Genomic DNA, 22,623 nt, shown 5'->3' on the forward strand with positions numbered 1-22,623 from the left:
TCCGTGTGTCCATACGCGTCGCGTTGAATCATGTCACACATTACCGCTACGACAGGCTGGTTTCGCTGTCGCCCCAGGTCGTGCGTCTGAGGCCTGCGCCGCATTGCCGGACCCCCATTCTGTCTTATTCGATGCGGGTCGAGCCGGCCGAGCACTTTATCAACTGGCAGCAGGACGCGTTCGCCAACTATCAGGCGCGGCTCGTCTTTCCCGAGAAAACGCGCGAATTCAAGGTGACGGTGGACCTGGTCGCCGAGATGGCCGTCTATAACCCGTTCGATTTCTTTCTGGAACCATCGGCCGAGCAGTTTCCCTTCGACTATTCGCCCGACCCCGCGCTCGAACTCGCGCCGTACCGCGTCAAGCGCGCGATGACGCCGCGCTTCAGGGAGTTCGTCGCGAGCATCGACCGCACGCCGGCTGGCACCGCCGACTTCCTCGTCGCGCTGAACCAGCGGCTGCAACGCGAGATTCGCTACCTGATCCGCATGGAGCCCGGCGTACAGACGCCCGAGGAGACGCTGGTGAGCGCGGCGGGGTCGTGCCGCGATTCCGGCTGGCTGCTGGTCGAGACGCTCAGGCAACTGGGCCTGGCGGCGCGTTTCGTGTCCGGCTATTTGCTGCAACTTGCGCCGGACGTCAAATCCATCGACGGCCCGAGCGGCACCGAAGTCGACTTCACCGACCTGCACGCGTGGTGCGAGGTGTATCTGCCGGGCGCGGGCTGGATCGGGCTCGATCCCACTTCCGGCCTGCTCGCCGGCGAAGGGCACATTCCCGTCGCCTGCACGCCCGAGCCCGGCAGCGCCGCGCCGATCTCCGGCGCGGTCGACGAGTCCGAGGTCGAGTTCGAGCACACCATGTCGATCGAACGCGTGCTGGAGACGCCGCGCGTCACCAAACCGTTCAGCGAGGACGTGTGGAGCGACGTGCTGAAGATGGGCGCGCAGGTCGACGAACGCCTCGCCGAAATGGACGTGCGCCTGACGATGGGCGGCGAGCCGACCTTCGTCTCGGTGCGCGACCGCGACGCCGCCGAATGGAACACCGACGCGCTCGGCCCGACCAAGCGCAGCTACGCGGTCACGCTGATGGAGAAGCTGCGCTCGCGCTACGGCGCGAACGGCTTTCTGCATACCGGCCAGGGCAAGTGGTATCCGGGCGAGCAGTTGCCGCGCTGGGCGATGTCGCTGTACTGGCGCGCCGACGGCGAGCCGTGCTGGCAAGACGCCACGCTGTTCGCCGACGAACGCGAGCCCGGCACCTACACCGCCGACGACGCGAAACGCTTCCTCGCGCACCTGGCCGCGAAGCTGGAGCTCGACAAGGACTGCATCCACGCCGGTTTCGAGGACGTCTGGTACTACCTGTGGCGCGAGCGCCGCTTGCCGGTCAACGTCGATCCGCTCGACGCGCGACTCGACGACGAACTGGAGCGCGTGCGTCTGCGGCGCGTATTCGACGCGGGCTTGGGCGGCGCGACCGGCTATGTCCTGCCGCTCGCGCGCGAGCGCGACGTGCCGCACGAGCCGCCCCGGTGGGTCACCGGCCGCTGGTTTCTGCGCGACGAGCACATGTTCCTGATTCCCGGCGACTCGCCGATGGGTTATCGGCTGCCGCTCGACTCGCTGCCGTGGGTGTCGAAAACCGACTATCCGTATCAGCACGCGCACGATCCGTTTGCGCCGCCGGTGCCGTTGCGTTCGGCCGCGCAGTTGCGCATGCAGTTCGACGGCGACTCCCGCAAGATGACCACCGCCGACGCGCGGCGCGTGGCGGGGTTGTCGTCATCGGCGGCGGAGTTGTTGAGCGGCATGGCGGGCAGCGGCGCGCTGGGCCATGCAGCCGACGCCGACGCGGCAATCCCGCAGCCGCCCGCGCGCGGCGAATCGTCGAAGGACACGGTTCGCACGGCGATCTGCGTCGAGGCGCGCGATCCCAAACGTGCCGCCGGACCGAAGGCCGAAGCCGAGACGTTCGGCAGCGGCCGCACGCTCCTGCATGTGTTCATGCCGCCGCTCACCGAACTGGACGATTACCTCGAACTGCTCGCCGCGATCGAGGCCACGGCGGCCGAGTTGCGGATGCAGGTGGTGATCGAAGGCTATCCGCCGCCGCGCGATGCGCGTCTGAAGGTGCTGCAGGTGACGCCGGACCCCGGCGTGATCGAGGTGAACATTCATCCGGCTTCGAACTGGGAGCAACTGGTCGATCACACCGAGTACCTGTACCAATCCGCCGCCGAGAGCTATCTGAGCAGCGAGAAGTTCATGACCGACGGCCGCCATACCGGAACCGGCGGCGGCAATCACTTCGTGCTCGGCGGCGCGACGCCCGCGGACAGTCCGTTCCTGCGCCGTCCCGATCTGCTCGCGAGCCTGATCGCGTACTGGCACAACCATCCTTCGCTGTCGTATCTGTTCTCGGGGCTCTTCATCGGGCCGACCAGCCAGGCGCCGCGTATCGACGAAGCCCGCAACGACCAGGTGTATGAACTGGAAGTCGCGTTCCGCGAATTGCAGCGGCAGATCGATCTGCTCGGCGGCCGCGACAGCGCGAACCTGCCGGCGTGGATGATCGACCGCTCGTTGCGCAACATTCTGATCGACGTGACGGGCAACACGCACCGCAGCGAGTTCTGCATCGACAAGCTCTATTCGCCCGATGGCCCGACCGGGCGCCTCGGCCTGCTCGAATTGCGCGGCTTCGAAATGCCGCCGCACGCGCGCATGAGTCTCGTGCAGCAGTTGCTGCTGCGCGCGCTGGTGGCGCGCTTCTGGCACACGCCGTACACGCAGCGGCTCACGCGCTGGCGCACCGAACTGCACGACCGCTTCATGCTCGGCACCTTCGTGAAGATGGATTTCGACGACGTGCTCGACGAACTGAACCGCGCGGGCTTCGCGTTCGACAGCGGCTGGTTCGCGCCGCACTTCGAATTCCGCTTCCCGCTGGTGGGCGAGGCGACGGTAAACGGCGTCTCGCTGACGATCCGCAACGCGCTCGAACCCTGGCACGTGATGGGCGAGGAGGGTTCGCCGGGCGGCACGGTGCGTTACGTGGATTCGTCCGTTGAGCGGCTCGAGGTGCGCGCGCTCGGTTTGAACGATAACCGCCATGTGCTGACGGTCAACGGCGTGCCGGTTCCGTTGCAACCCACTGGGCGCGTCAGCGAATATGTGGCCGGGGTGCGCTTTCGCGCGTGGTCGCAGCCATCGGCGCTGCATCCGACCATCGGCGTGGATGCGCCGCTCACGTTCGACCTGGTCGATACATGGAGCGGCCGCTCGGTCGGCGGATGCCAGTATCATGTCGCTCATCCGGGCGGGCGCAACTACCAGACCTTCCCGGTCAACGCTTACGAGGCGGAAAGCCGGCGGCGTGCGCGGTTCTTCGCATCGGGGCATACGCCGGGGCCGCTCGCGGTCGATACGCCGCAGCGCAGCCTCGAGTTTCCGTTCACGCTGGACCTGCGCTATTGGTAACCTGGTAGACTGACACGCCGCGGCATATCCAGCACGCCGCGGCACACTAAAGAACGACACGACCTTGGCCTTTCAATCGACTTTTCCCTTCGAAACGTCCGCGGCGCGCGCGGACGCTTCGTCCTTGCTGCGGCTGTTGCCGGCCCACGAAGGACACTGGGACGAGTTGCGCGACGCGTCGGGCGCCTTGCGCGAACCGTGGCGGCAGTTCTTCGAGCGGCTGGGCGAAGACGGCATCGCGCGGCTCGACGATCACTGCGCGTCCATCGCGCAGCAGATCCGCGATAACGACATCAGCTACAACGTCTACGCGGACAACGGCGAGCCGCGGCCGTGGGCGCTCGATCTGCTGCCGTTCCTGATCAGCGAGGCCGAGTGGGCGCATATCGAGCGCGGCGTGACGCAGCGCGCGCATCTGCTCAATGCGATCGTCGCCGATATCTATGGGCCACAGACCTTGCTCGAGCGCGGGCAGTTGCCGCCCGCGCTGGTGTTCGGTCATCCTGGCTATCTGCGCTCGGTGAAGGGCTATGCGCCGCCCGGCGGGCAATTCCTGCAAGTGGTGGCGGTCGATCTCGCGCGCATGCCCGGCGGCGACTGGACCGTGATGGCGCATCGCACCGAAGCGCCCTCCGGGCTCGGCTACGCGCTCGAAAACCGGCTGATCGTGTCGGCGTTGTTCGCCGATCCGTTTCGCGCGATGCGCGTGAGCCGCCTCGCGCCGACCTATTCGCAACTGATCGCGACGCTCGCGCAGGCGGCCCAGGCCACGATGCGGCACGATCATGACGGCGCCGAGACGTCGGCGCATATCGCCTTGCTCACGCCGGGGCCGTTCAGCGAAACTTACTTCGAGCACGTGTTTCTCGCGCGTTATCTGGGCGTCACGCTGGTCGAGGGCAAGGACCTCACGGTACGCGACGACATGCTTTATCTGAAGACGCTCGCCGGTCTCGAACGCGTGCACGTCGTGCTGCGCCGTCTGGACGATGCGTTCTGCGACCCGGTCGAACTGCGCGCCGATTCGAGCATCGGCGTGCCCGGCTTGTTGCAGGTGATGCGCGCGGGCAACGTGATCGTCTCCAACGTGCCGGGCTCGGGCTTTGTCGAATCGCCGGCCTTGCACGGGTTTCTGCCGGGCATCGCCGAAGTGCTGCTCGATGAGGATCTACTGCTTCCGAGCGTGGCGACCTGGTGGTGCGGCGAAGAGGCGGCGCGCGAACACGCGTTCGCGCGCCTGGACGAAGCGTTGATCGTGCCGACGTGGCCGCTCGCCGCGCGCGACGCGCCGCCCGGCATCGAGCACGGCAGGCAACGGCTTTCGACGTGGCGCGAACGTATCGAAGCCATGCCCGACAACTACACGATCCAGCAGTCGCAACGTTTCTCCTGCACGCCGCGTTACGAGGAAGGCACCATTGGCCGCCGTCCGTCGGTGTTGCGCGTCTATGCGATCGCCGATGTGAACGGCGGCTGGCATGTGATGCCGGGCGGCTTCACGCGCATGGCCGCCGAGCGCCAGCCGACGGTCTCGATGCAATACGGCGGCAGCAGTGTCGATACGTGGGTGCTCTCGAGCCAGCCGACCTCGACCTTCACGCTGCTGCCTTCGCCGATGCAGCCCGCCGATCTCGCGCGCAAGCATCGCACCGTGTCGAGCCGCGCGGCGGAAAACCTCTACTGGGCCGGGCGTTATGGCGAGCGCGCCGAAAACAACGTGCGGCTGTTGCGGCTGATTCTCGGCTCGCTGGAAGGCAACGACGCCGACGCGATGTTCCCCACGCTCGTCGAGCTCGCGAATTACTGCGGGCTCGTGCAGTCCGGCGACATGTTTTCGCCGCATTCGCCGCAAGCTTTCGAGCGCGCGCTGGTCGCGAATCTGAGCGAGAGCACCGGCGCGTCGAGCATCGGGCAGAACCTGCAGTGCCAGGCGCGCTCGAATGGTGAAGTGCGCGGGCGCTTGTCGAACGATCATTGGCGCACGATTCTCGCGGCGCGCAACGACTTTCGCGATGCGTTGCACATGCTGATGCCGGCGCCTGGTTTCAGCGGCGGCGCGTCGCAGGGCAATGGCAATGGGTCTAGCAACGGGTCCGGCAACGGACAGGGCAACGGCGGCCTGAATGGCCGCGGCGAACGCTACGATCGTTACGACCGCGTGACGCTGATGAACGCGCTCGAACATCTCTCGGTGCAGTTGTCGGCGATCAGCGGCGCGCAAGGCGACCGCATGACGCGCGACGAAGCCTGGCGTTTGCTGTTCGTCGGGCGGCATATCGAACGCGTGTCGGCGATGACGTCGTTTCTCCGCGTGGTCGCCGATAAGGGGCAGCTCGCGACGCCCGCCGGTTTCGATCTGCTGCTGCAATTCTTCGACTGCACGCTGACGTATCGCTCGCTTTATCCAGGCCGTTTCGAAGTGCCGGCCCTGCTGGATCTGCTGGTGATCGAGCCGACCAATCCGCGCGGTATCTACGGCGTCTATGAGCGTTTGCGCAAGAAGCTCGATGAGATCGCGGTGGCGGCGGGCAGCGTGCGGCATCGTCCGTTCGCGGAACTGATGCCGCACGCCGCGTCGCTGCCGACGCTCGAAGCGCTGTGCGCAACCGATGAAAACGGCGCCTACGTCGAGTTGATTGCGATGTGCGATCAGATCGGCGGTTTTGTCGGCGCCGCCGCGCATGAGATCAGCGCGCGCTATTTCAGTCACGCGAGTACGGTGGCGTCGCAGGTGTGGTCATGAAGCACACGCCGACCGTGCTGTCCGTCTCGCATCGCACGACCTACCATTACTCCACGTATGTGGAAACGGCGCAGCATCTCGCGACCATCCGGCCGATCGCGTGCGCCTGGCAACGCGTGGTCTCGCACGAGGAACGCATCGAGCCGGAACCGTCGTATCTGCATAGCCGGATCGACGCGTTCGGCAACGACGTGCTGTACTTCGCGCTCGATGCGCCGCACGAGCGGCTGCAACTCGTCAGCGAAACGACGGTGGCGCTCATGCCGCGCTGGACCGATCTCGATCCCGATGCGACGCCGCCTTGGGAAGACGTGGCCGACGCGCTGCGCTTTCGCGTGGGCGGGCAGTTCCGGCCCGAGGTCGAGTTCTGCTTCGCGTCGCCGAATATCGTGCCGCGGCCGTCGCTGCGCGCGTATGCGTTGCCGAGCTTTGCGCCTGGCACGCCGATCGCCGCGGGGGCGATCGATCTGATGCACCGGATTCACGAAGACTTCGCATACAAACCTTCGGCGACGATGTTCGACACGCCGGCCGAGCGCGCCTTCGAATTGAAGAGCGGCGTGTGCCAGGATTTCGCGCAGGTGATGATCGGCTGCCTGCGTTCGCTCGGTTTGCCGGCGCGCTATGTGAGCGGTTATCTGCGCAACGATCCGCCGCCGGGGCAGCCGCGTTTGATCGGCGCGGATGCGTCGCATGCGTGGGTGTCGGTGCATTGTCCCGAGAGCGGCTGGATCGATCTCGACCCCACCAACGACGTGCTCGCGGATAGAGATCACGTGACGCTCGCGATCGGCCGCGACTACAGCGACGTGTCCTTGCTGCGCGGGATGATTCTCGGCGGCGGCGCGCATCGGGTGGAAGTGGGCGTGACCGTTCTCGCGCTTTAGCCCCTCGCCATACTTCATTTCGGTTCGGCAAGCCGCTTGTCCGCCGCTGCGGATTCGCTCGCGTGCCCGCGCATGTTCGCCAAAAAAGCGCCGCTTGCCGTTTTTGCAACACTGCAGTGCTGCAATTGAACTTGACGCTGTGCGTATGCACACCTACACTGCCGATCATGAACCGCCCCCTCTCTTACGACGAATGCAACTGTTTCGCGCTGCGCCAGGCGGCCCGGCGCGTCACGCAAATGTATGAGCGCCATCTTCGCCCGATCGGGCTGACGGCCGCGCAGTTCACGATTCTCGCCAAGCTCGCGCGCAAGCCGAACCTGCCCATCGCGGATCTGGCGGACTCGATGGTGATGGAGCGCACCACGCTGGTCCGCGCCATGAAGCCGTTGCAGCGCGACGGCCTCGTCGCCGCCGAATCGGCGGAACATGACGGCCGCACTTATCTGTTCAGCTTGACGGAGAAGGGCGAAGCCACTTTCGATCAGGCCGCCATTGCATGGCGCGCCGCGCAGGACGAATTCGAATCCAGGTTCGGGCACGGGCGCGCCAAGGTGCTGCGCGCCGAATTGTTCGGCATCACCGGTTAACAACGCACGCGTGTTCGCTTTGGCGAGCATCGTTGCGTCCGTGTCTGTGCATACGCACTTTGAATGAGGGAAGCGCGCAATGGAAGGGCCATTCGACGACGACTGCTTTGCGATCCGTCAGGCCGCACGTCACGTATCGCAGCTTTACGACCGCCATCTGGCGAATGTCGGACTCACTATCACGCAGTTTTCGCTGCTGGGGCGCCTGAAGCGCGCCGGTCCGATGACGATGAAGCAATTGGCCGACACCATGCGCATGCAGCGCACTACGCTCGTTCGTACGATTCAGCCGCTGCGGCGCAACGGCCTGATAGCGAGCGAGGCGCTCGGCGCGGATGTGCGCACACTGTCCATTTCGCTCACCTGTGCAGGCGAAGAACTGTTGCAAGCCGGACGTCAGCATTGGCATGCCGCGCAAGCCGAATTCGAGCACCGTTTCGGCGTGCAGCGCGCGGCGGCATTGCGCAGTGAACTGTTTGCAATCATTCGAGATTCAGTCTGAAGCTTCGTATCAGCTAACGCATGGTCGGCGCAATCCAACGCGCCGTTTTTTTTAACGCAACGAGTGCATACGCACACACCGACATCATGTCCACTACCCCTTCGACTATCGCGCCGTCCGGTGCGGCGCCCTCGGCCACATCGGCGCGGCGCAGACCCTGGATGCTTCTCGCGATCATCTCGGTGCTTGCCGTGCTGGCACTGGCGGCGTCGTACTGGTTCTTCGTCGGCCGCTTCGTGGAAACCACCGACGACGCCTACGTGGGCGGCGATGTCACCGTGATGGCGCCGAAGGTGAACGGATTCGTTACCGATGTACTCGTGCGTGACAATCAGTTCGTCCACGCAAACCAGGTGCTGATCCGGCTCGACGCGCGCGATTACGACGCCCGCCTCGCGCAAGCCAGCGCGGAAGTGCGCAGCGCGCAAGCGGCGGTCACCGAATTGCAGGCGAAGAAATCCTTGCAACTCGCGACGATCAACCAGCAGGCCGCCGAGGTACGAGCGTCAGGCGCCGAGCTGACGCGCAGCGCCGCCGATCGCACGCGCTATCGCGAACTGGTGAAGGACGACGCGGTGTCGAGCCAGGTGGTCGAGCGGGCCGAGGCCGATCTGACGAAGGCGCATGCCGCGGTCGATCGCAGCGGCGCGGCGCTGATCGCGGCGCAGCGTCAGATTGCCGTGCTCGACGCGCAGATCGGCGACGCCGAGGCACGCATCGCCACCGCGCAAGCGGCACAGCGCGTCGCGGCATTGAACGTGGAATACACGACGATCCGCTCGCCGATCGACGGTTATGTCGGCAACCGCACCGCGCGCGTCGGCCTGCTGGCGAACACGGGCGTGTCGCTCTTGACGATCGTGCCCGCGAGCGGACTGTGGATCGACGCCAACTTCAAGGAAGACCAACTGAAGAAGATGCACGTCGGCGATCGCGTCGACGTCGCTCTGGACGCGTCGAGCCAGCGGATCCGCGGCGTGGTGGAGAGCTTAGCGCCGGCCACCGGCGCGACCTTCAGTGTGCTGCCCGCCGAAAACGCCACCGGCAACTTCACGAAGATCGTGCAGCGCGTGCCGGTTCGCATCCGCCTCGACGTGCCCCGCAACGTGCAGGGCGTGCTGCGGCCCGGCCTCTCGGCAACGGTGAAAGTACATGTCGACGCGCCGGCACGCGGATAAAGCGATCATGACTCAACCCCTCGCCAATCCCGCCGACCAGCCGATGCGCACCAAGGTTTTCGCGTTCGCGCTCATGTGTCTCGGCTTTTTCATGGCGACGCTCGATATCCAGATCGTCGCGTCGTCCCTCAAGGACATCGGCGGCGGATTGTCCGCGAGTCAGGACGAACTCTCGTGGGTGCAGACGTCGTATCTGATTGCCGAGATTCTCGTGATTCCGATGTCCGGCTGGCTCACGCGTGTGTTCTCGACGCGCTGGCTGTTCGCCTTTTCCGCACTCGGTTTCACGATCACCAGCATGCTGTGCGGCCTCGCATGGGACATCAACTCGATGATCCTGTTTCGCGGCTTGCAAGGCGCGCTCGGGGCCGCGATGATCCCGACCGTGTTCACCACGGCGTTCGTGTTGTTCCCCGGCAAACAGCGGCTGATCGCGGCCACCACCATCGGTGCGCTGGCTTCGCTCGCGCCGACCATCGGGCCGGTGATAGGCGGCTGGATCACGTCGCAATGGTCGTGGCATTGGCTGTTCTATCTGAACCTCGTGCCGGGCATCGCCGTCACGCTGATGGTGCCGAAATACGTTCACGTCGACAACGTCGATCTGTCGCTGCTGAAAAAAGGCGACTACCTCGGCATCCTGCTGATGTCCGGCTTTCTCGGCTGCCTCGAATATGTGCTCGAAGAGGGTCCGCGGAAAAACTGGTTCGGCGACGACGTCATCATTCTATGCACGTGGGTGTCGGCCATTTGCGGCTTCTTGTTCCTCGTGCATGCGTTCACCGCGAAAGAGCCGATCGTCGATTTGCGTGCGTTGGCGGTGCGCAACTTCGGTATCGGCAGTTTGCTGTCGTTCATCACGGGCATTGGCATCTTCTGCACGGTGTTCCTCACGCCGTTGTTTTTGTCGCGCGTGCGTGGCTTCGATTCGTTGCAGATCGGCCTGGCGTTGCTGTCGGTCGGTTGTTTCCAGTTGATCGCGCTGGCCGCGTATTCGACGCTGGCGCGGATTGTCGACATGCGCCTGCTGATGGTGTTCGGCCTCGTGCTGTTCGGCGCCGGCTGTTATCTCTACGTGCCGTTGACCAATCAATGGGGCTGGCAGGAACTGCTGATCCCGCAGGCGCTGCGCGGCATCGGTCAGCAGTTCAGCATCGCGCCCATCGTGACGATGGCGCTCGGCTCGTTGCCGCCGTCGCGGCTTCGTTCGGCGAGCGGCTTGTTCAATTTGATGCGCAATCTCGGCGGCGCCATCGGCATCGCGGTGAGCAGCACGATGCTCAACGACCGCTTGAATCTGCATTACGAGCGGCTCGATGAACATTTGAACGCGGGCCGCCCGCTGGTCGAATCGATCTTGCGGCAGCAGAGCGCGCATTTCGCGGCGGTTGGCGGAAACGCGCTGAATGCGGCCAACGCGGGGCTCAGCGAGTTGCATTCGCTGCTGATGCGCGAGGCGCTCGTGCTGACGTTCTCCGATACGTTTCTCGCCGTGTCGCTGTGTTTCGCGGTCGGTTTGCTGAGCGTGCTGTTCTCGCGGCCGTTCGGCCACAGTGCGCCGCCGCCCGATGCCCATTGAGGAATTGAATATGAAACCGATCATCATCAAGGTACTGGCGAGCGCCGCGCTGCTGACGCTCGCGGCGTGCGCGGTGCAACCGGAAACGCACGCGGATTTGCCGAAAACGGTTGAAACCGTCGCTCCGGCCGCGTGGAGCGTCGATGCGCCGCAAGACAGCGTGAGCGCCGACACATGGTGGACGCAATTCGGCGACCCCGTCCTGCATCAACTGGTCGAATCCGTATTGACCGGCAATCTCGACGTGCAGGCGGCAGCGGAGCGCGTGAAGCAGGCGCAGAACCTCGTGACGCAGAATCGCGCGGCGTTGATGCCGGAGTTGAACGCAAGCGCGAGCGCTTCCGATTCGCGCCAGAACACGCCGCCGCCGCTCGGTTATGTACGCCAGGCCGGTGTCGGTTTGACGGCGAGCTGGACGCCGGATGTATTCGGCGGCGAACGTCTCGCGGTGCTCGCGGCGCAGGCGCAGGTGTCGGGACGTCAGTCCGCCTTGAACCAGTTGCGCCTCGCGCTCGCGGCCAACACGGCCGCGGCATATGTCGATCTGCGTTGGGCGCAATCGCAACTGCGGATTCTTAGCGAGAATGAGCAGATCCGTGCCCGCGCGTTGAAGCTCACGCAGCAGCGTCTGCGATACGGCTTGTCGACGCAACTCGACGTCGCGCGCGCGCAGAACCAGCTAAAGGATTTGCAGGCGCAGATTCCACGCATGCAATCGACGGTGCAGCATCAACTGAGTTTGATCGCGGTGTATTCGGGGCGCACGCCCGAGAGCGTGGATGGGTTGACGCTCGCCGATGCTCGCGACATTCCGGTGCCCTCGCAAGGCGTGCCGCGGGTGTTGCCGTCCGAAGCACTCCTGCAGCGCCCCGACGTTCGCAACGCCTATGCGGCTGTCGAACAGCGCGCGGCGGAAGTGGGCGTGTCGAAAGCGCAGCGCTATCCGCAGTTCAGGCTCAATCTCGCCGACGGCTTGTTGGCGTCGTCCTATCTCGGCCTGCCGACGCTCACCGACAATCTCTTTAGCGCCGCATTGAACGCGACGAGTCCGATCTTCAACGCGGGCCGCATTACCGCGAACATCGACGCGAGCGAAAGCCGCATGCGCGAATCGCAACTCGGCTTGCAGCAGACCATGTTGCAAGCGCTCAAGGAGATCGAGGACAACCGCAGCGATCTGGTGAACGGCGCGGTACAGGTGGAGCGTCTTGGCGGCGCGCTCGATGCATCGAACCAGGCGCTGCGTTTGTCGAGTGAACTGTACAAGGGCGGGGCATCGAGTTTCCTCGACGTGCTCGCGGCGCAGGAGGCGTATCTGCGCGACGCGGAATCGTTGAATCAGGCGAGGCGCGAGCACGCGCTCGCGGCCGTGGCGTTGTACCGGTCGCTCGGCGGCGGCTGGAATGCGCGTGAAACCGTCACGACGGTATCGTCGGAAAACTGATCTCCGCGGTCGTGGTTCTTGCGGCGTTGAGCGCGGCTCCTCGTCGGAGCGGTTCGGGAATACAATCGCGACAATTGCGGGCGAAGATGCGTCGACCACCGTCAGGGCCGATATTGAAGGAACCCGCATAGACGGAGGAGATTGTCGTATGCGTTACCGGCGTGCGGCTCGCCTCCACATCCAGTGGAAACTGACAGGAGATTTGCGATGACAATTCAGAAGATCACGCCTTTTCTCTGGTACGCCAACGAAGCCGAGGAGGCCGCTGCTTTCTATGCGAATATCTTTCCGGATTCGCGCGTCGTTCGAGTTACCGGGGTGCCGAGCGCCGGCTCGACGAAGGTTGTCGAGTTCGTTCTCTTCGGGCAGCCTTTTATCGCCATGAGCGCCGGGCGACTCGACCCGTTCAATCACGCGATATCGCTTATGGTCAACTGCAACGATCAGGCGGAACTCGATCGCTATTGGAACGCGCTTCTAGAGGGCGGCGGTGCGCCCGAGGAGTGCGGCTGGCTGAAAGACCGCTTCGGCGTTTCGTGGCAGATCGTGCCCAACGATCTGATTCAGATGATGGCTGATGCCGATCCGGTCAAGGCCAAGCGTGTTGCCGACGTCATGTTGACCATGGTGAAGTTCGACGTTGCGGCGCTGAAAGCCGCGTATGCGGGAACGACGGGTTAGGGCGACGTTTCATCTCCTACGTGTTTGCAAATTTCTTGTCAGTGTCGAGCGATCGTGGTGGTTCGTGCGCTCGACACGGAGGCCGCGCTTGAGCTCATGTCAAAGCCCGAGACAAACCGCCCCGGCCGCGACGATCATGCAGGCGATCCAGCGCTTTGCACTTACCGCTTCACGTAAAAACACTCGCCCGATCAGCACCGCGAATACCACGCTGGTCTCGCGCAACGCCGATACCGTTCCCGTCGCGCCCGACTGCAGCGCCCATATCACGATGCCGTACGCCGCGATGGATACCAGGCCGCCGACGAGCGATGAGCCGATCGATACTGGCGCGGACCGTACCGGCGGCCACAGCGCGGTGACTCCACGCAGCGCGACGAACAGTACCGGCATCAGCCAATAGAACAGGAACATCCATGCGGTGTAGGCGAGCGCCTCGCCACCGGACAAGCGCACGCCGATGCTGTCGATCACGGTATAGACGGCGATCGTCGCGCCGGTCGTCAGCGCGGCCCGCAAACCTGCTCGCGATACATGAAACCGCTCCAGCGCGATCGCGATGATGCCGCCCGATATCATCAAGATGCCAAGTACCTGCGAGGGACGAATCGTCTCATGCGCGAAGAGCGCCGCGCCGAGCGTAACGAGCAGCGGCGATGAGCCGCGCGCGATCGGATACGCTTGTGCCAGGTCGTTGCGGCGGTACGACCGCACGAGGGTCACGTTGTAGACGATATGCACGATCCCCGATGCGACGATGTACGGCCAGGCCGCGCTGGCCGGCAATGGCGTGAACAGGATGACCAGCGTGGAGACCGCTGCGATGGCGATGCTCATCCATGTCATGGACAGGAACCGGTCTTCGTTGCCATGCAGCATCGCGTTCCAGCTCGCGTGGAGCAGGGCGGCGAGAAGGACGAGACCGCCGGTGTAACTGAGCATGCGGGCCCCGGGGAAGCTGTGTTGCAAGAAGAATATCTATCTTGTTGCCGACCGGCAAACCAGATAAATTGCGCTTTCGAGTTAGAGAAACTATTTCGAATGAAGCGGGCATTGCCTCCACTCAACGCACTGCGCGCCTTCGAGGCCGCTGGCCGGCTCGGCAGCTTCAAGGAAGCCGCTGCGGAATTGCACGTCACGCATGGTGCGGTGAGCCAGCACGTGCGGCTGCTCGAGGCGTGGCTCGGCGCATCGTTATTCGAACGGCACAACCGGCGCGTGTTGCTGACGCCGGCGGCAAAGGTCTACCTCGCGGAAGTCGGCCCTCTGTTCGAGCAGCTTTCGCAGGCAACCGCAAGATATGGTTTTCCGGAAACCGTCTCGCGGACACTGTCGGTGAATGCGCCTGCGACATTTACGTTGCGCTGGCTGGTGCCGAGACTGGCGCAATTCCGCGCGGCATATCCCGATGTGGATGTCAAAGTGGAGACGTCGAACGAGTCGGTGGAGAGCCTGGCCGAGACCTTTGACATCGTCATCCGGGGCGGCCCGGACACGTTCTATGGCTACTCGATGCGACTCTTCCTCGCTGAGGAAAGGCTGCCGGTTTGTAGTCCCGCGCTCTTGCATCGACTGCCGCTTCGGGTGCCGGACGATATGCGGCAGCATACGTTGCTGCACACGTCGAGTCTGCCGCGACTCTGGCCGGACTGGCTAACGCTGGCGGGGATTCCTGAACTGCGGCCGGCGGCCACGCTGACCTTCGATCACTTCTATCTGACCTTGCAGGCCGCCATCGAGGGGATAGGCGTTGCAATGGGACCGACTGCGCTGGTATCCGACGATCTCGCGGCTGGCCGGCTTGTCACGCCGTTCTCCGGTCCTCGTCTGCCGTCTCGAAGCTATTGCACTTATGTCCCGGATGGGAAGTCCGGCGATGAACTGGTTGTGCTGTTTCGATCGTGGATCGAGCGTGAGGGGATGGGTTCGTTAGCGGAGACGGGTCCTCGGGGGTGAGGTCGCGGAGTGCTGTTGGCGCGGGGCAATTGCGAATGGGGCGGGTGCGGGGGTGAGGGTGGTTGGTGGTTTGATTCGACGCGCGGCTGAGTCGTCGGCGGTTTGCTGATAGGTGATACGGAGGCGATCGGGGCCATCGGGGCCATCGGGTCGCTTGCCGTCGATCGATGAAGGGCGGGGATCTGCCGTGAGGCGTTGGCTGCCAGATGGACGTTCGTGCGGCCGCTTCGCGCCATGAACAGCCGTTCGACCGCCAGCGATGTGAGGCATGTCGTCGGCCATTGCGGTCATTGGTCCGATCCTCGGCCAAGGGGCGACTCTGCGATCGTTGGACTGCATGTCAGTTCGAGTGACAGCCTTACGCCCTGTCAGAGGACGGCACCCGACCCCGAACAGCCGCTCCTATTAACTCAGACGCATGACGGTTTGAGCTCAAATGGATACGGCAAACTCAATGAGATACCTTTCATCTATGATCTCGGTCAACTCAACGGTTTTGAAGTTCACACGCAGGGGGGGGGGCTCAATTCGATTGCTTCAATAGTCTTGCTTCGTAGTCTTCTTTGCTTGCCAAAGCCTAAACCTCCTGTTATCAGTTCTTAGCCCAACAAGAACGGATTTGACGCCGCTTGAGGGGTCGTAGTCACGCGACGAGCGGTACTTCCACAGCGTCACCGTGAAAACAAGTCGCCGGTCGAGGGCGGACAATGTTGCGTCAAGCCAATCGGGCGAAGCCCATAGAATCGCGCCATCATCCTGATGGCGATGTCCGCTGTGATCGGGATCGGGCCTCCAACTACCCCAAACCTGGCTTCTCAGAGCGAGACGTCCATCTGTCTCACGCCAATCATCGCAGTTTGGCTCATTCGCCAACTCTAGGCTCTTCGTCAGGGTGATCCCAAGACGCGGTCGCCCACCCGGCCCCTTCGCCGCGATCTCGTCACCCACATCTATACCGAGACTGCGGGTCTCCGGAGCCCACACCAATGGAGCGAAAGGGCTCTCTTGGCGATAGCGGTGGTCGTAGTACCCCTCGTCCCAAAACTCCGGTAACCAAAGCTCATGGCTGGGCCGCTTGGCGAATGCCATACAGCGACCTATGGAACCCTTTCGCTCCGTCAGCGCCGACGTGATCCGTACATTCACGCCGTCAGGCGATGACCAGCATCCATATAGCGGAAGCAGTGCATCAGCGGCGGTCTCCACAAAGCCCAATTTCCGCAGCACTTCATTTTGATCCTGTAGCGTTTCCTGCTGGCCGATTCTCTCACCTAACAGACCTTCTTTCGCCTGCCGAGGGACGGAATCCTTCCGGTCGGACAACCACGAACCATCATCGAACGTGAGGTCGTAGCGATCACGCCACTTCAGCCAAGGTGAGTCGCCTCGGGTCTCGTAGCTCCGAACGACCACGGGCAGTGTCTTTGACAGTCTACTGGCAGCGCTAAGCAATGCGTGTCTTTGAATATGCTCCCGATAGGTTTCGTACCGGTCGCTCTGGTCCCGCTGGTACCGCTCACGGCCGGGAAAATAATCTAGCGAGGTGGCATCGGGCCATCGGCGCGTAATCTCTGCCGCAATTGCGTCTTCGACCGTTGCCTGTGCGACATTGAACAGATGAGCCAGGGTGCTGATCTCGATTTTTGCAAACTCATAATCGAAGCGAAAATCTGATGTCGGTTTCGCCGCACTCGGGTAGACGTCGCTGATGACAATGCCGCACTGAGGCCGGTTGATCTCATCAAGCAACGCCTCCAACTCTGCGTCGCGCCGTTCCCCGTTGCTAATGTGACCCAGACATCTAGCGATATGGACTTTTTCTATGACGTGCAGGTCGTCTCGTCCGGAGAGAGCAAGCAGCTTGGGCCGAAGGGCACCCATGGCTTGTCCATGGTGCAAAGCGGCTCGCGCCAACCCCATCAGCAACCACTGCCGGGAATTTTGGAAAGAAAGCTTCTTATCCGCTGACGCTAGGGTCGCGACTTCTGTTTGATCGAAACGGTCAAGCAATAGCGCTAGGTCGTCGTTGAGCCCCAACTCGACAAGCGTCTTCAGTCCCCTCGCGACCGACCAGCGGACATAGGCATCGTCCTCGCCAAGGAGGTGCCACGTGACGTCTGAAATCAACTCCGCGTCGTTTCCCGCGATTTCCTGTTCAGGGCGGAATGGTCCCTCTCCGATCTCGTCGGCGATGCGAGCGGCCGGACCGGAAAGTAGCAACTCCAACGCGTCGAGACCGGCTCGTCCTGAGGTTACATCGCATAACACGGTGGCCAGTTGAAGCCACTCATCACCGTCGAGTTCGACTTCATCCTCTGCGACCTTGCGGAGGACGAGCTGTAGCACGAAGGCCTTGTCATTGCAGAGATCCGACAGTCGGCGGATATCGCGCGCAATACTGGAAAATTGACCTTCGAACAGTTCGGCGCTCTTGCACTCAAACAGTCGCTCAACCAGCGTTTTCGCCTTGGAGCTTAGGTGCGTGGATGAATTGTTCCAAGCAGCGAAACACTCGGCTAGGATTTCCAATGATTGAGTGAGGCTCAGCTGGGACGCGGAGCAGATCGCGGACAAAAAGTTCAAACGCTCGGGGTACGGGCACGCAGCACGCAATCCGGCGATAAATTGCTGTCGAGCAGAGTAGCGAAGATTATTGTCTGCAGCGATGGCCTTCAGACTTTCGTCAATCGAAGTTGCTGAGGCCAGATCGCAGGCCGAGACCAACGCGGCGATGGCGCTGTCAATATCCTCTTTGCTTGGCTTTAGGGTTTGAGTAGTCAGGAAGGCCGGCGACGAGTTATTGCGACTGTTAGACTCATCCTGCTTGCGCTTAGCCTCTGCCCTGAGCCGTTCGATCTCCTCCCGCTCTTCGGTGGTGATTGCGTTTGGGTACAGATTACCCGTCGTCTCCAGGAAGCCTTCCCAAAGAGACGGCCAAGCACCGAACGGGTACTCAGCGCGCAGTTTTGTGATGATCGCCAAGAAGATCCGCCTCTGGTCCGCAGGCCGGGACATTTTCAGCAAGTCGGCGACCCCATCGCCGGTACGCCAGTCCCACCAGCCGTGCTCCTCACAAATTGTGAGAACAAAGGCGGTACGGCGTGGATCGAGATTTCCATTCTTTGCCAGAAAGCATGCAAGCTGCGGCAATCCGTAGGACAGGTCTGCAACGTCTTGGTCATACCAACGCACGAGCTTGGCTATTGCCGGAAAACCAATGGAGTTGGCTGCGGCATGCGCGAACAACGTCCATCCGAACTTTCTTGGTTCGTTTCGCACGATGGTTTGGCAAAGGTTCATTAGCCGTTGCGCCAGTGCGGGTCTTAAAAAACCACCTTGCTGAGCGCTTGCAAAATGAAGTAGTGAGTAGATCTGCTCGTAGCTTTCTCCACCTATCTGGTCCAGCTCGGCCAGACCTTGCCGATAATACTCACGGGCCTCATCGATACTCATGGGCACAAGAGAAGCAGCGAGTTTTACGTAGGAGTCGCCGCGTCGTCCGATATTGTCATCCTGACGGATTTGTTCCGCGACGTGGCGTGCGAATTCGCCCGCAAGCTCATGGAGGACCGGTCGCTTAACAAGCAGCGCCAACACTTCGATCTTCTCTGGAACGAAGAATCGTCCGGCGGAAATCAGACCAATCAGTGTCTTGGCCTGGTCGGCCGAGATATTGGACGCGTGGTTCAGCACAATGCAGGCACAACCGAGCCCAACGGTACGGACTAGCGAATCCGCTGCGCTTTCAGCTCTCCAGTGCACGCCCTCGCGCAAATGTCTGCTCCAGACATTTACGAAGTCGGTGACACTCGCATCTGAGAGAGGATTACCAGAGAGGACAGCATCTTCGATTGGCTTGGTTAGCTTGCGCGCAAGCTCGATGCCTTCGCTGATGTCCTTACGTTCTCGGTCGTTGAATTTCGCCCTGAGTTGCTTTTTGCCTCCACCCTTGGCATTGCCGCCGGACGCCGGTTCGCGGAGTTCCTTCAGAAACGTCACCAGCGCTGCCTGAGTCGTGACAGCCTTTGCCTGCTTGGTAAGCTTTATTCCGTCCGGGAGTAAGTCACGATAGGCAACCGGCCTTCCAGCAGACCAGGCGCGAATACAGGCTCGGAGGATTGGAGACCAAGCTCTCGAGGGACCGTAACGCTCGCCGTAGTCATAAGCCGACGGACGGGTACGTGGCACACGGCGAATGATCGCGGCGGCGGCAGCTCGCGAGCTGTGGAAGAGCGTTGTCAATGTCGCCAACTCGATGGCATCGTTACTCCCACGCTCGGCGTCGGAGGAGAAGCTTTCATCCTCATCGTCTTCGTCGGGTGCGGGCTTAGCAATCGCCTTCGCGAGCACCTTCACCTGCTTTTTACCGAGATAGCGAGAATACGAGAGAAGCCGCAGCTTGAGCGCTTGAGATGCGCAGTGGTCGCTTACCGCAAACGACACCAAATCCAAGAGCGCCGCTGTGCCGTTTGCTTGGTCAAACAGCGCTAGCAATTTCAAAAGTTCACAACTGGCGGACAGCGAGAAGCGATCACTCCAGCGAGCGAGATTGCGATCGACGATGCTGAACTCGCCTTCGGCGGCATGTTGGAATAGCACCGCTGCATAGTCGTCAACCCCAGGACCGGCGCGGTCGCGATGTATCTCGTCATGCGGCTGCGCTGTATGCCAGTTAATCCACCGAACTGTGCTCTCGCACTGAATTTGTGCTTCTTCGGCATCCCCTGCAAATCGATGTGCGACCGTCAGTCGCGCACTTCTAGCACCGCGCCACCCTGAGCGGTCCGAGACAAGGCGGCGATAGGAGTCAGCGTCACCGAGTACGATCGCCAGAGCAGGCCAGCCTCGAATAAACTCGTCTCCTCGCATGTTGGCTGTTGCGGCCTGAGATAGCCGCATGCTGAGGGCAAGCACCCGATCGAAGTCATCTTCTGATACCGCCAATCGAAAGGCCGCACGAAGTCGTGCAAGCGTTAGCCTACGGCGGCCGAACTCCGACTGAACCGTTGTTGGGAAGCCGGTTGAATCGGCGAGCGCGAATGCTCGATCGCTATCTTTGATAACGACTAGAAAGTGTGGCAGTGCTTCGGCGGCATAGGTTGATGTTGCCTGCGAAGACAAAAGGCGGTCGGCAATGGCACTTTGAGCCATTGGTCGATCAGAGTATGTCTCCCGAACATATGTCTCCGTGGGCTCGTCTCTGAAAATCGCACCGTGCGACGTGATCTCGAGCATTGGAGCCAAATCCGATGCTGCAGTATTCACCTGAGGCGCAGACCACCCGAGCGCGTTTGCCAGTTCCTCTAGCGGAATCGGCGGAGGAAGGAGTGACAGCGCGACGAAGAACTCGGTTACCTCTGAATCCGGCCATCCTGCAACATGAAGATCCGAGACAATCTTGGTGCAACGCTGAGCGATGATTTCGCGGACAGTGATAGGGGTAGCCGAAGTTTTGCCGAGGACATTTGTGTCCCAGGTCTGAACAACGTAGTCGAGTACACGCGCGTTCCGACCAGAGCGCGCTAAGGCGGTAGCGATCTCCAGGCCGGAAGCACTTGGCTTGCGATCTTTCAGAAATTCACGTGCCTCCGAATCGGTGAATGGTCCTAGCTCGATTTCATTCACTGTGGCGCGACCAATAACCTTGTCTTTGCGGTGCGTGCGCGCCGTAAGCAGCAACATCACGCCATCAATCGGATCTTCATCGATAGCTGAGAGAAGAAGCTTTGGAAATGCTGTTTCGTGGCGGTCATCGGCTTCGAGCTGGGCGTTATCCGCAGCATCGACAATGATAAGCAAATCAAGCTTTTTCGATTGAGTTCGGATCGCGGCCGCAGCTTGTGCAAGTCGTCTACGCGCCGCTTTGATAATTTTGCGATTGTCATCGCCGCCTGGCAGCATCGGGTCACATAGTGTCCGCGATGACAGCTCGTTGACGATCTGCACCAGCCCAATTCTCGGGAGGTGCCGAGAATGATTGTCCGAGCGGTATGAGCCACCACCGAAGCAGTCAAAAACGACGACCTCAAATTCGTTCGCCATCCTCTCAGCGAGGCTTTGGATAAACACGGTTTTGCCCACCCCACCCTCGGCGTGGACGAGGACGGGTAGATTCGACGCCTTGACCAAATCCCCGACTTTCGAAATTTCAGCTCGCTCAACGACGGCACCCACGTCGATGAAGCGGGTGTCGGCCGGAAAAAGATTCTCTGGCTCGCAATCGAGGGCATCCAAGACATCTTCGCGGCGGATCAGGTTCTTGCCCTGACCGCTTGGGCCCGCCTTCTTCAGGACGAGATCCTGGAGCCCGTGAAGCCGGAGCCTGGCCTCTGAATCCGCGCCGGCAGACCAGTCGGTGAGTGTTCTCCTGAGCGCATTGTCTTGACCGGCAAGGCTCTTCTCTCCGGCTCGAAATACTATCCTCGAGAAGAGGCGGCTTGCGTCAGATAGGCCGCGATCGGCACACCACTTCTTGATGTTTCGAGCCTGAGTGGCTGAGCCGGGAGCTGAAGGCGTCGTTCCCTCGATGAGGGACTGTATCGCGTCCCAAAGACTGTCCGTGAATTCAGAATTCGTGACGAAGATGAACGACACCTTGTTGTCGACGTCGGCTGCTGAAAACTCCTTTTCGTAGCCGAGGATCGTGTCGGAGAACTTCTCGACCGTCTTTTTTAGATAAGCTGCTGTGACAGCCTCTTCGCGAAGCTTGTATTTGAATTGAACGGTCTCGAGCCGCTCGCAGGTCTGAAAATTGTCTCCGCGGCCATAATAGAGGATGAGGTCAGCTATCTCTTCGGCCCGAGCTCCGGGGCTCGCAGTCTCGGTCGATGAAATCCCCTCTACGGCGATCGCAAATAGATTGTCATTCGGGAAGACCAACTGCAGCGCTCGCCTGGCGGCCCACCGCTCGTGGAATGTGTGGCCGGCGCGAGATGCGCGAACGTTATCGATGTCTGCGTCAATATTCGGCATTTTTCTTACTTGTGCTCTTTTTCTCAGCGGCGCTTACTTTTGGGATTTCACCAATTATATATAAGCCGAGGGTGCCCCCTAACGCCATCGCGCCACCCGCCGAGAGACCCGATGGCGTAACGAGTCTAGGCGAGGGAACGTGCCCGTCCCAAGCCGGAGGTGTGCTCCATCTCCCGACGGGGTGGCACGCTATCTTCCTCTGCCCGCCCGGCCTTGCAGGGAATTCTCAGATACGTAAACCTCTTGCTTTCGGTCCGCTTCGGGTCCGGGAAAGACTCACTCGTCCCTAACGGGGCCAACTTTCGTTGGCACCTGTTTGCGAATGTCGGCGAAGTGAAGAGCAGATGCCGCACATCGGCAGACCGGCGACCGTCGGCTAAGGCCGAATTGCCGGCGCTTTCGAATGTCGGATCAAGGCTGTTGTACCTCGAAAGCCGTCATTGACATGCACTCGTCGCGAACGACGGCAATGGGCAGGTCGCATGCTGCCGATCGCAGGCATGCGCAGTTTAAACTGCGCATGCCTATTGCATGAGGCGACCCGCAGGTCATGAAGAGACGTTCGACACACGTTTCTGATTCGTCGACAATTGGAGAATACAAACA

12 protein-coding genes are annotated in these 22,623 nt (G+C 61.9%); 10 read left to right on the forward strand and 2 right to left on the reverse strand.

Annotated elements, in window-relative coordinates:
• Window positions 1–5: 5 nt before the first annotated feature.
• The 9 genes from ACOCG7_RS03345 (at window position 6) to ACOCG7_RS03385 (ending at window position 13,089) form a co-directional block, all read left to right on the forward strand.
• A complete protein-coding gene (locus tag ACOCG7_RS03345) occupies window positions 6–3,485 on the forward strand; it encodes a DUF2126 domain-containing protein (protein WP_244745910.1) in 3,480 nt (1,159 codons plus the stop codon).
• 64 nt (window positions 3,486–3,549) lie between these two features.
• Entirely contained in the window at window positions 3,550–6,228 is a 2,679-nt protein-coding gene (locus ACOCG7_RS03350; protein WP_310125411.1) for a circularly permuted type 2 ATP-grasp protein, read from the forward strand.
• Window positions 6,225–7,115 carry a transglutaminase family protein gene (locus tag ACOCG7_RS03355; RefSeq protein ID WP_073430846.1) on the forward strand — a complete coding sequence of 297 codons (891 nt, stop codon included), beginning with the start codon at window positions 6,225–6,227 and terminating at the stop codon, window positions 7,113–7,115. The genes ACOCG7_RS03350 and ACOCG7_RS03355 overlap by 4 nt, the downstream gene beginning before the upstream one ends.
• A 167-nt stretch (window positions 7,116–7,282) precedes the next feature.
• On the forward strand, window positions 7,283–7,705 hold the full coding sequence (locus ACOCG7_RS03360) for a MarR family winged helix-turn-helix transcriptional regulator (protein WP_244745914.1): 423 nt from the start codon (window positions 7,283–7,285) through the stop codon (window positions 7,703–7,705).
• A 79-nt stretch (window positions 7,706–7,784) separates the two neighbouring features.
• A complete protein-coding gene (locus ACOCG7_RS03365) occupies window positions 7,785–8,207 on the forward strand; it encodes a MarR family winged helix-turn-helix transcriptional regulator (RefSeq protein ID WP_073430848.1) in 423 nt (140 codons plus the stop codon).
• Between the two features lie 86 nt (window positions 8,208–8,293).
• Complete coding sequence (locus ACOCG7_RS03370) at window positions 8,294–9,385, forward strand: HlyD family secretion protein (protein ID WP_193615223.1); 1,092 nt, start codon at window positions 8,294–8,296, stop codon at window positions 9,383–9,385.
• Window positions 9,386–9,392: 7 nt separating this feature from the next.
• Window positions 9,393–10,964 (forward strand): DHA2 family efflux MFS transporter permease subunit, encoded by a 1,572-nt coding sequence (locus tag ACOCG7_RS03375; RefSeq protein WP_073430871.1) that lies wholly within the window; start codon window positions 9,393–9,395, stop codon window positions 10,962–10,964.
• A gap of 10 nt (window positions 10,965–10,974) precedes the next feature.
• Window positions 10,975–12,408, forward strand: a complete 1,434-nt coding sequence (locus tag ACOCG7_RS03380) for an efflux transporter outer membrane subunit (protein ID WP_244745916.1) — start codon at window positions 10,975–10,977, stop codon at window positions 12,406–12,408.
• Window positions 12,409–12,615: 207 nt separating this feature from the next.
• Window positions 12,616–13,089: a VOC family protein gene (locus ACOCG7_RS03385; RefSeq protein WP_244746106.1), complete on the forward strand. Its 474-nt coding sequence runs from the start codon at window positions 12,616–12,618 to the stop codon at window positions 13,087–13,089.
• A 99-nt stretch (window positions 13,090–13,188) separates the two neighbouring features.
• Here ACOCG7_RS03385 and ACOCG7_RS03390 read toward each other — a convergent pair whose 3' ends face one another.
• Window positions 13,189–14,031 carry a DMT family transporter gene (locus tag ACOCG7_RS03390; protein ID WP_244745918.1) on the reverse strand — a complete coding sequence of 281 codons (843 nt, stop codon included), beginning with the start codon at window positions 14,029–14,031 and terminating at the stop codon, window positions 13,189–13,191.
• Window positions 14,032–14,130: 99 nt separating this feature from the next.
• Here ACOCG7_RS03390 and gcvA point away from each other — a divergent pair, with 99 nt between their 5' ends.
• Window positions 14,131–15,045, forward strand: coding sequence for a transcriptional regulator GcvA (gene gcvA / locus ACOCG7_RS03395; RefSeq protein WP_244745920.1), 915 nt, complete (start codon window positions 14,131–14,133; stop codon window positions 15,043–15,045).
• Window positions 15,046–15,582: 537 nt separating this feature from the next.
• On the opposite strand, the gene ACOCG7_RS03400 is transcribed toward gcvA, so the two are convergent.
• A complete protein-coding gene (locus ACOCG7_RS03400) occupies window positions 15,583–21,924 on the reverse strand; it encodes an NACHT domain-containing protein (protein ID WP_421376835.1) in 6,342 nt (2,113 codons plus the stop codon).
• Between the last annotated feature and the right edge of the window lie 699 nt (window positions 21,925–22,623).

It is taken from the genome of Paraburkholderia sp. DD10 (assembly GCF_049177125.1).
Taxonomy (GTDB): Bacteria; Pseudomonadota; Gammaproteobacteria; order Burkholderiales; family Burkholderiaceae; genus Paraburkholderia; species Paraburkholderia terricola.

What these genes read in the sequence shown, in the direction of transcription:
- ACOCG7_RS03355 (WP_073430846.1), top strand. Translation starts at nt 6,225, where the DNA reads ATGAAGCACACGCCGACCGTGCTGTCCGTCTCGCATCGCACGACCTAC.
- ACOCG7_RS03360 (WP_244745914.1), top strand. Translation starts at nt 7,283, where the DNA reads ATGAACCGCCCCCTCTCTTACGACGAATGCAACTGTTTCGCGCTGCGC.
- ACOCG7_RS03365 (WP_073430848.1), top strand. Translation starts at nt 7,785, where the DNA reads ATGGAAGGGCCATTCGACGACGACTGCTTTGCGATCCGTCAGGCCGCA.
- ACOCG7_RS03370 (WP_193615223.1), top strand. Translation starts at nt 8,294, where the DNA reads ATGTCCACTACCCCTTCGACTATCGCGCCGTCCGGTGCGGCGCCCTCG.
- ACOCG7_RS03375 (WP_073430871.1), top strand. Translation starts at nt 9,393, where the DNA reads ATGACTCAACCCCTCGCCAATCCCGCCGACCAGCCGATGCGCACCAAG.
- ACOCG7_RS03380 (WP_244745916.1), top strand. Translation starts at nt 10,975, where the DNA reads ATGAAACCGATCATCATCAAGGTACTGGCGAGCGCCGCGCTGCTGACG.
- ACOCG7_RS03385 (WP_244746106.1), top strand. Translation starts at nt 12,616, where the DNA reads ATGACAATTCAGAAGATCACGCCTTTTCTCTGGTACGCCAACGAAGCC.
- ACOCG7_RS03390 (WP_244745918.1), bottom strand. Translation starts at nt 14,031, where the DNA reads ATGCTCAGTTACACCGGCGGTCTCGTCCTTCTCGCCGCCCTGCTCCAC.
- gcvA (WP_244745920.1), top strand. Translation starts at nt 14,131, where the DNA reads ATGAAGCGGGCATTGCCTCCACTCAACGCACTGCGCGCCTTCGAGGCC.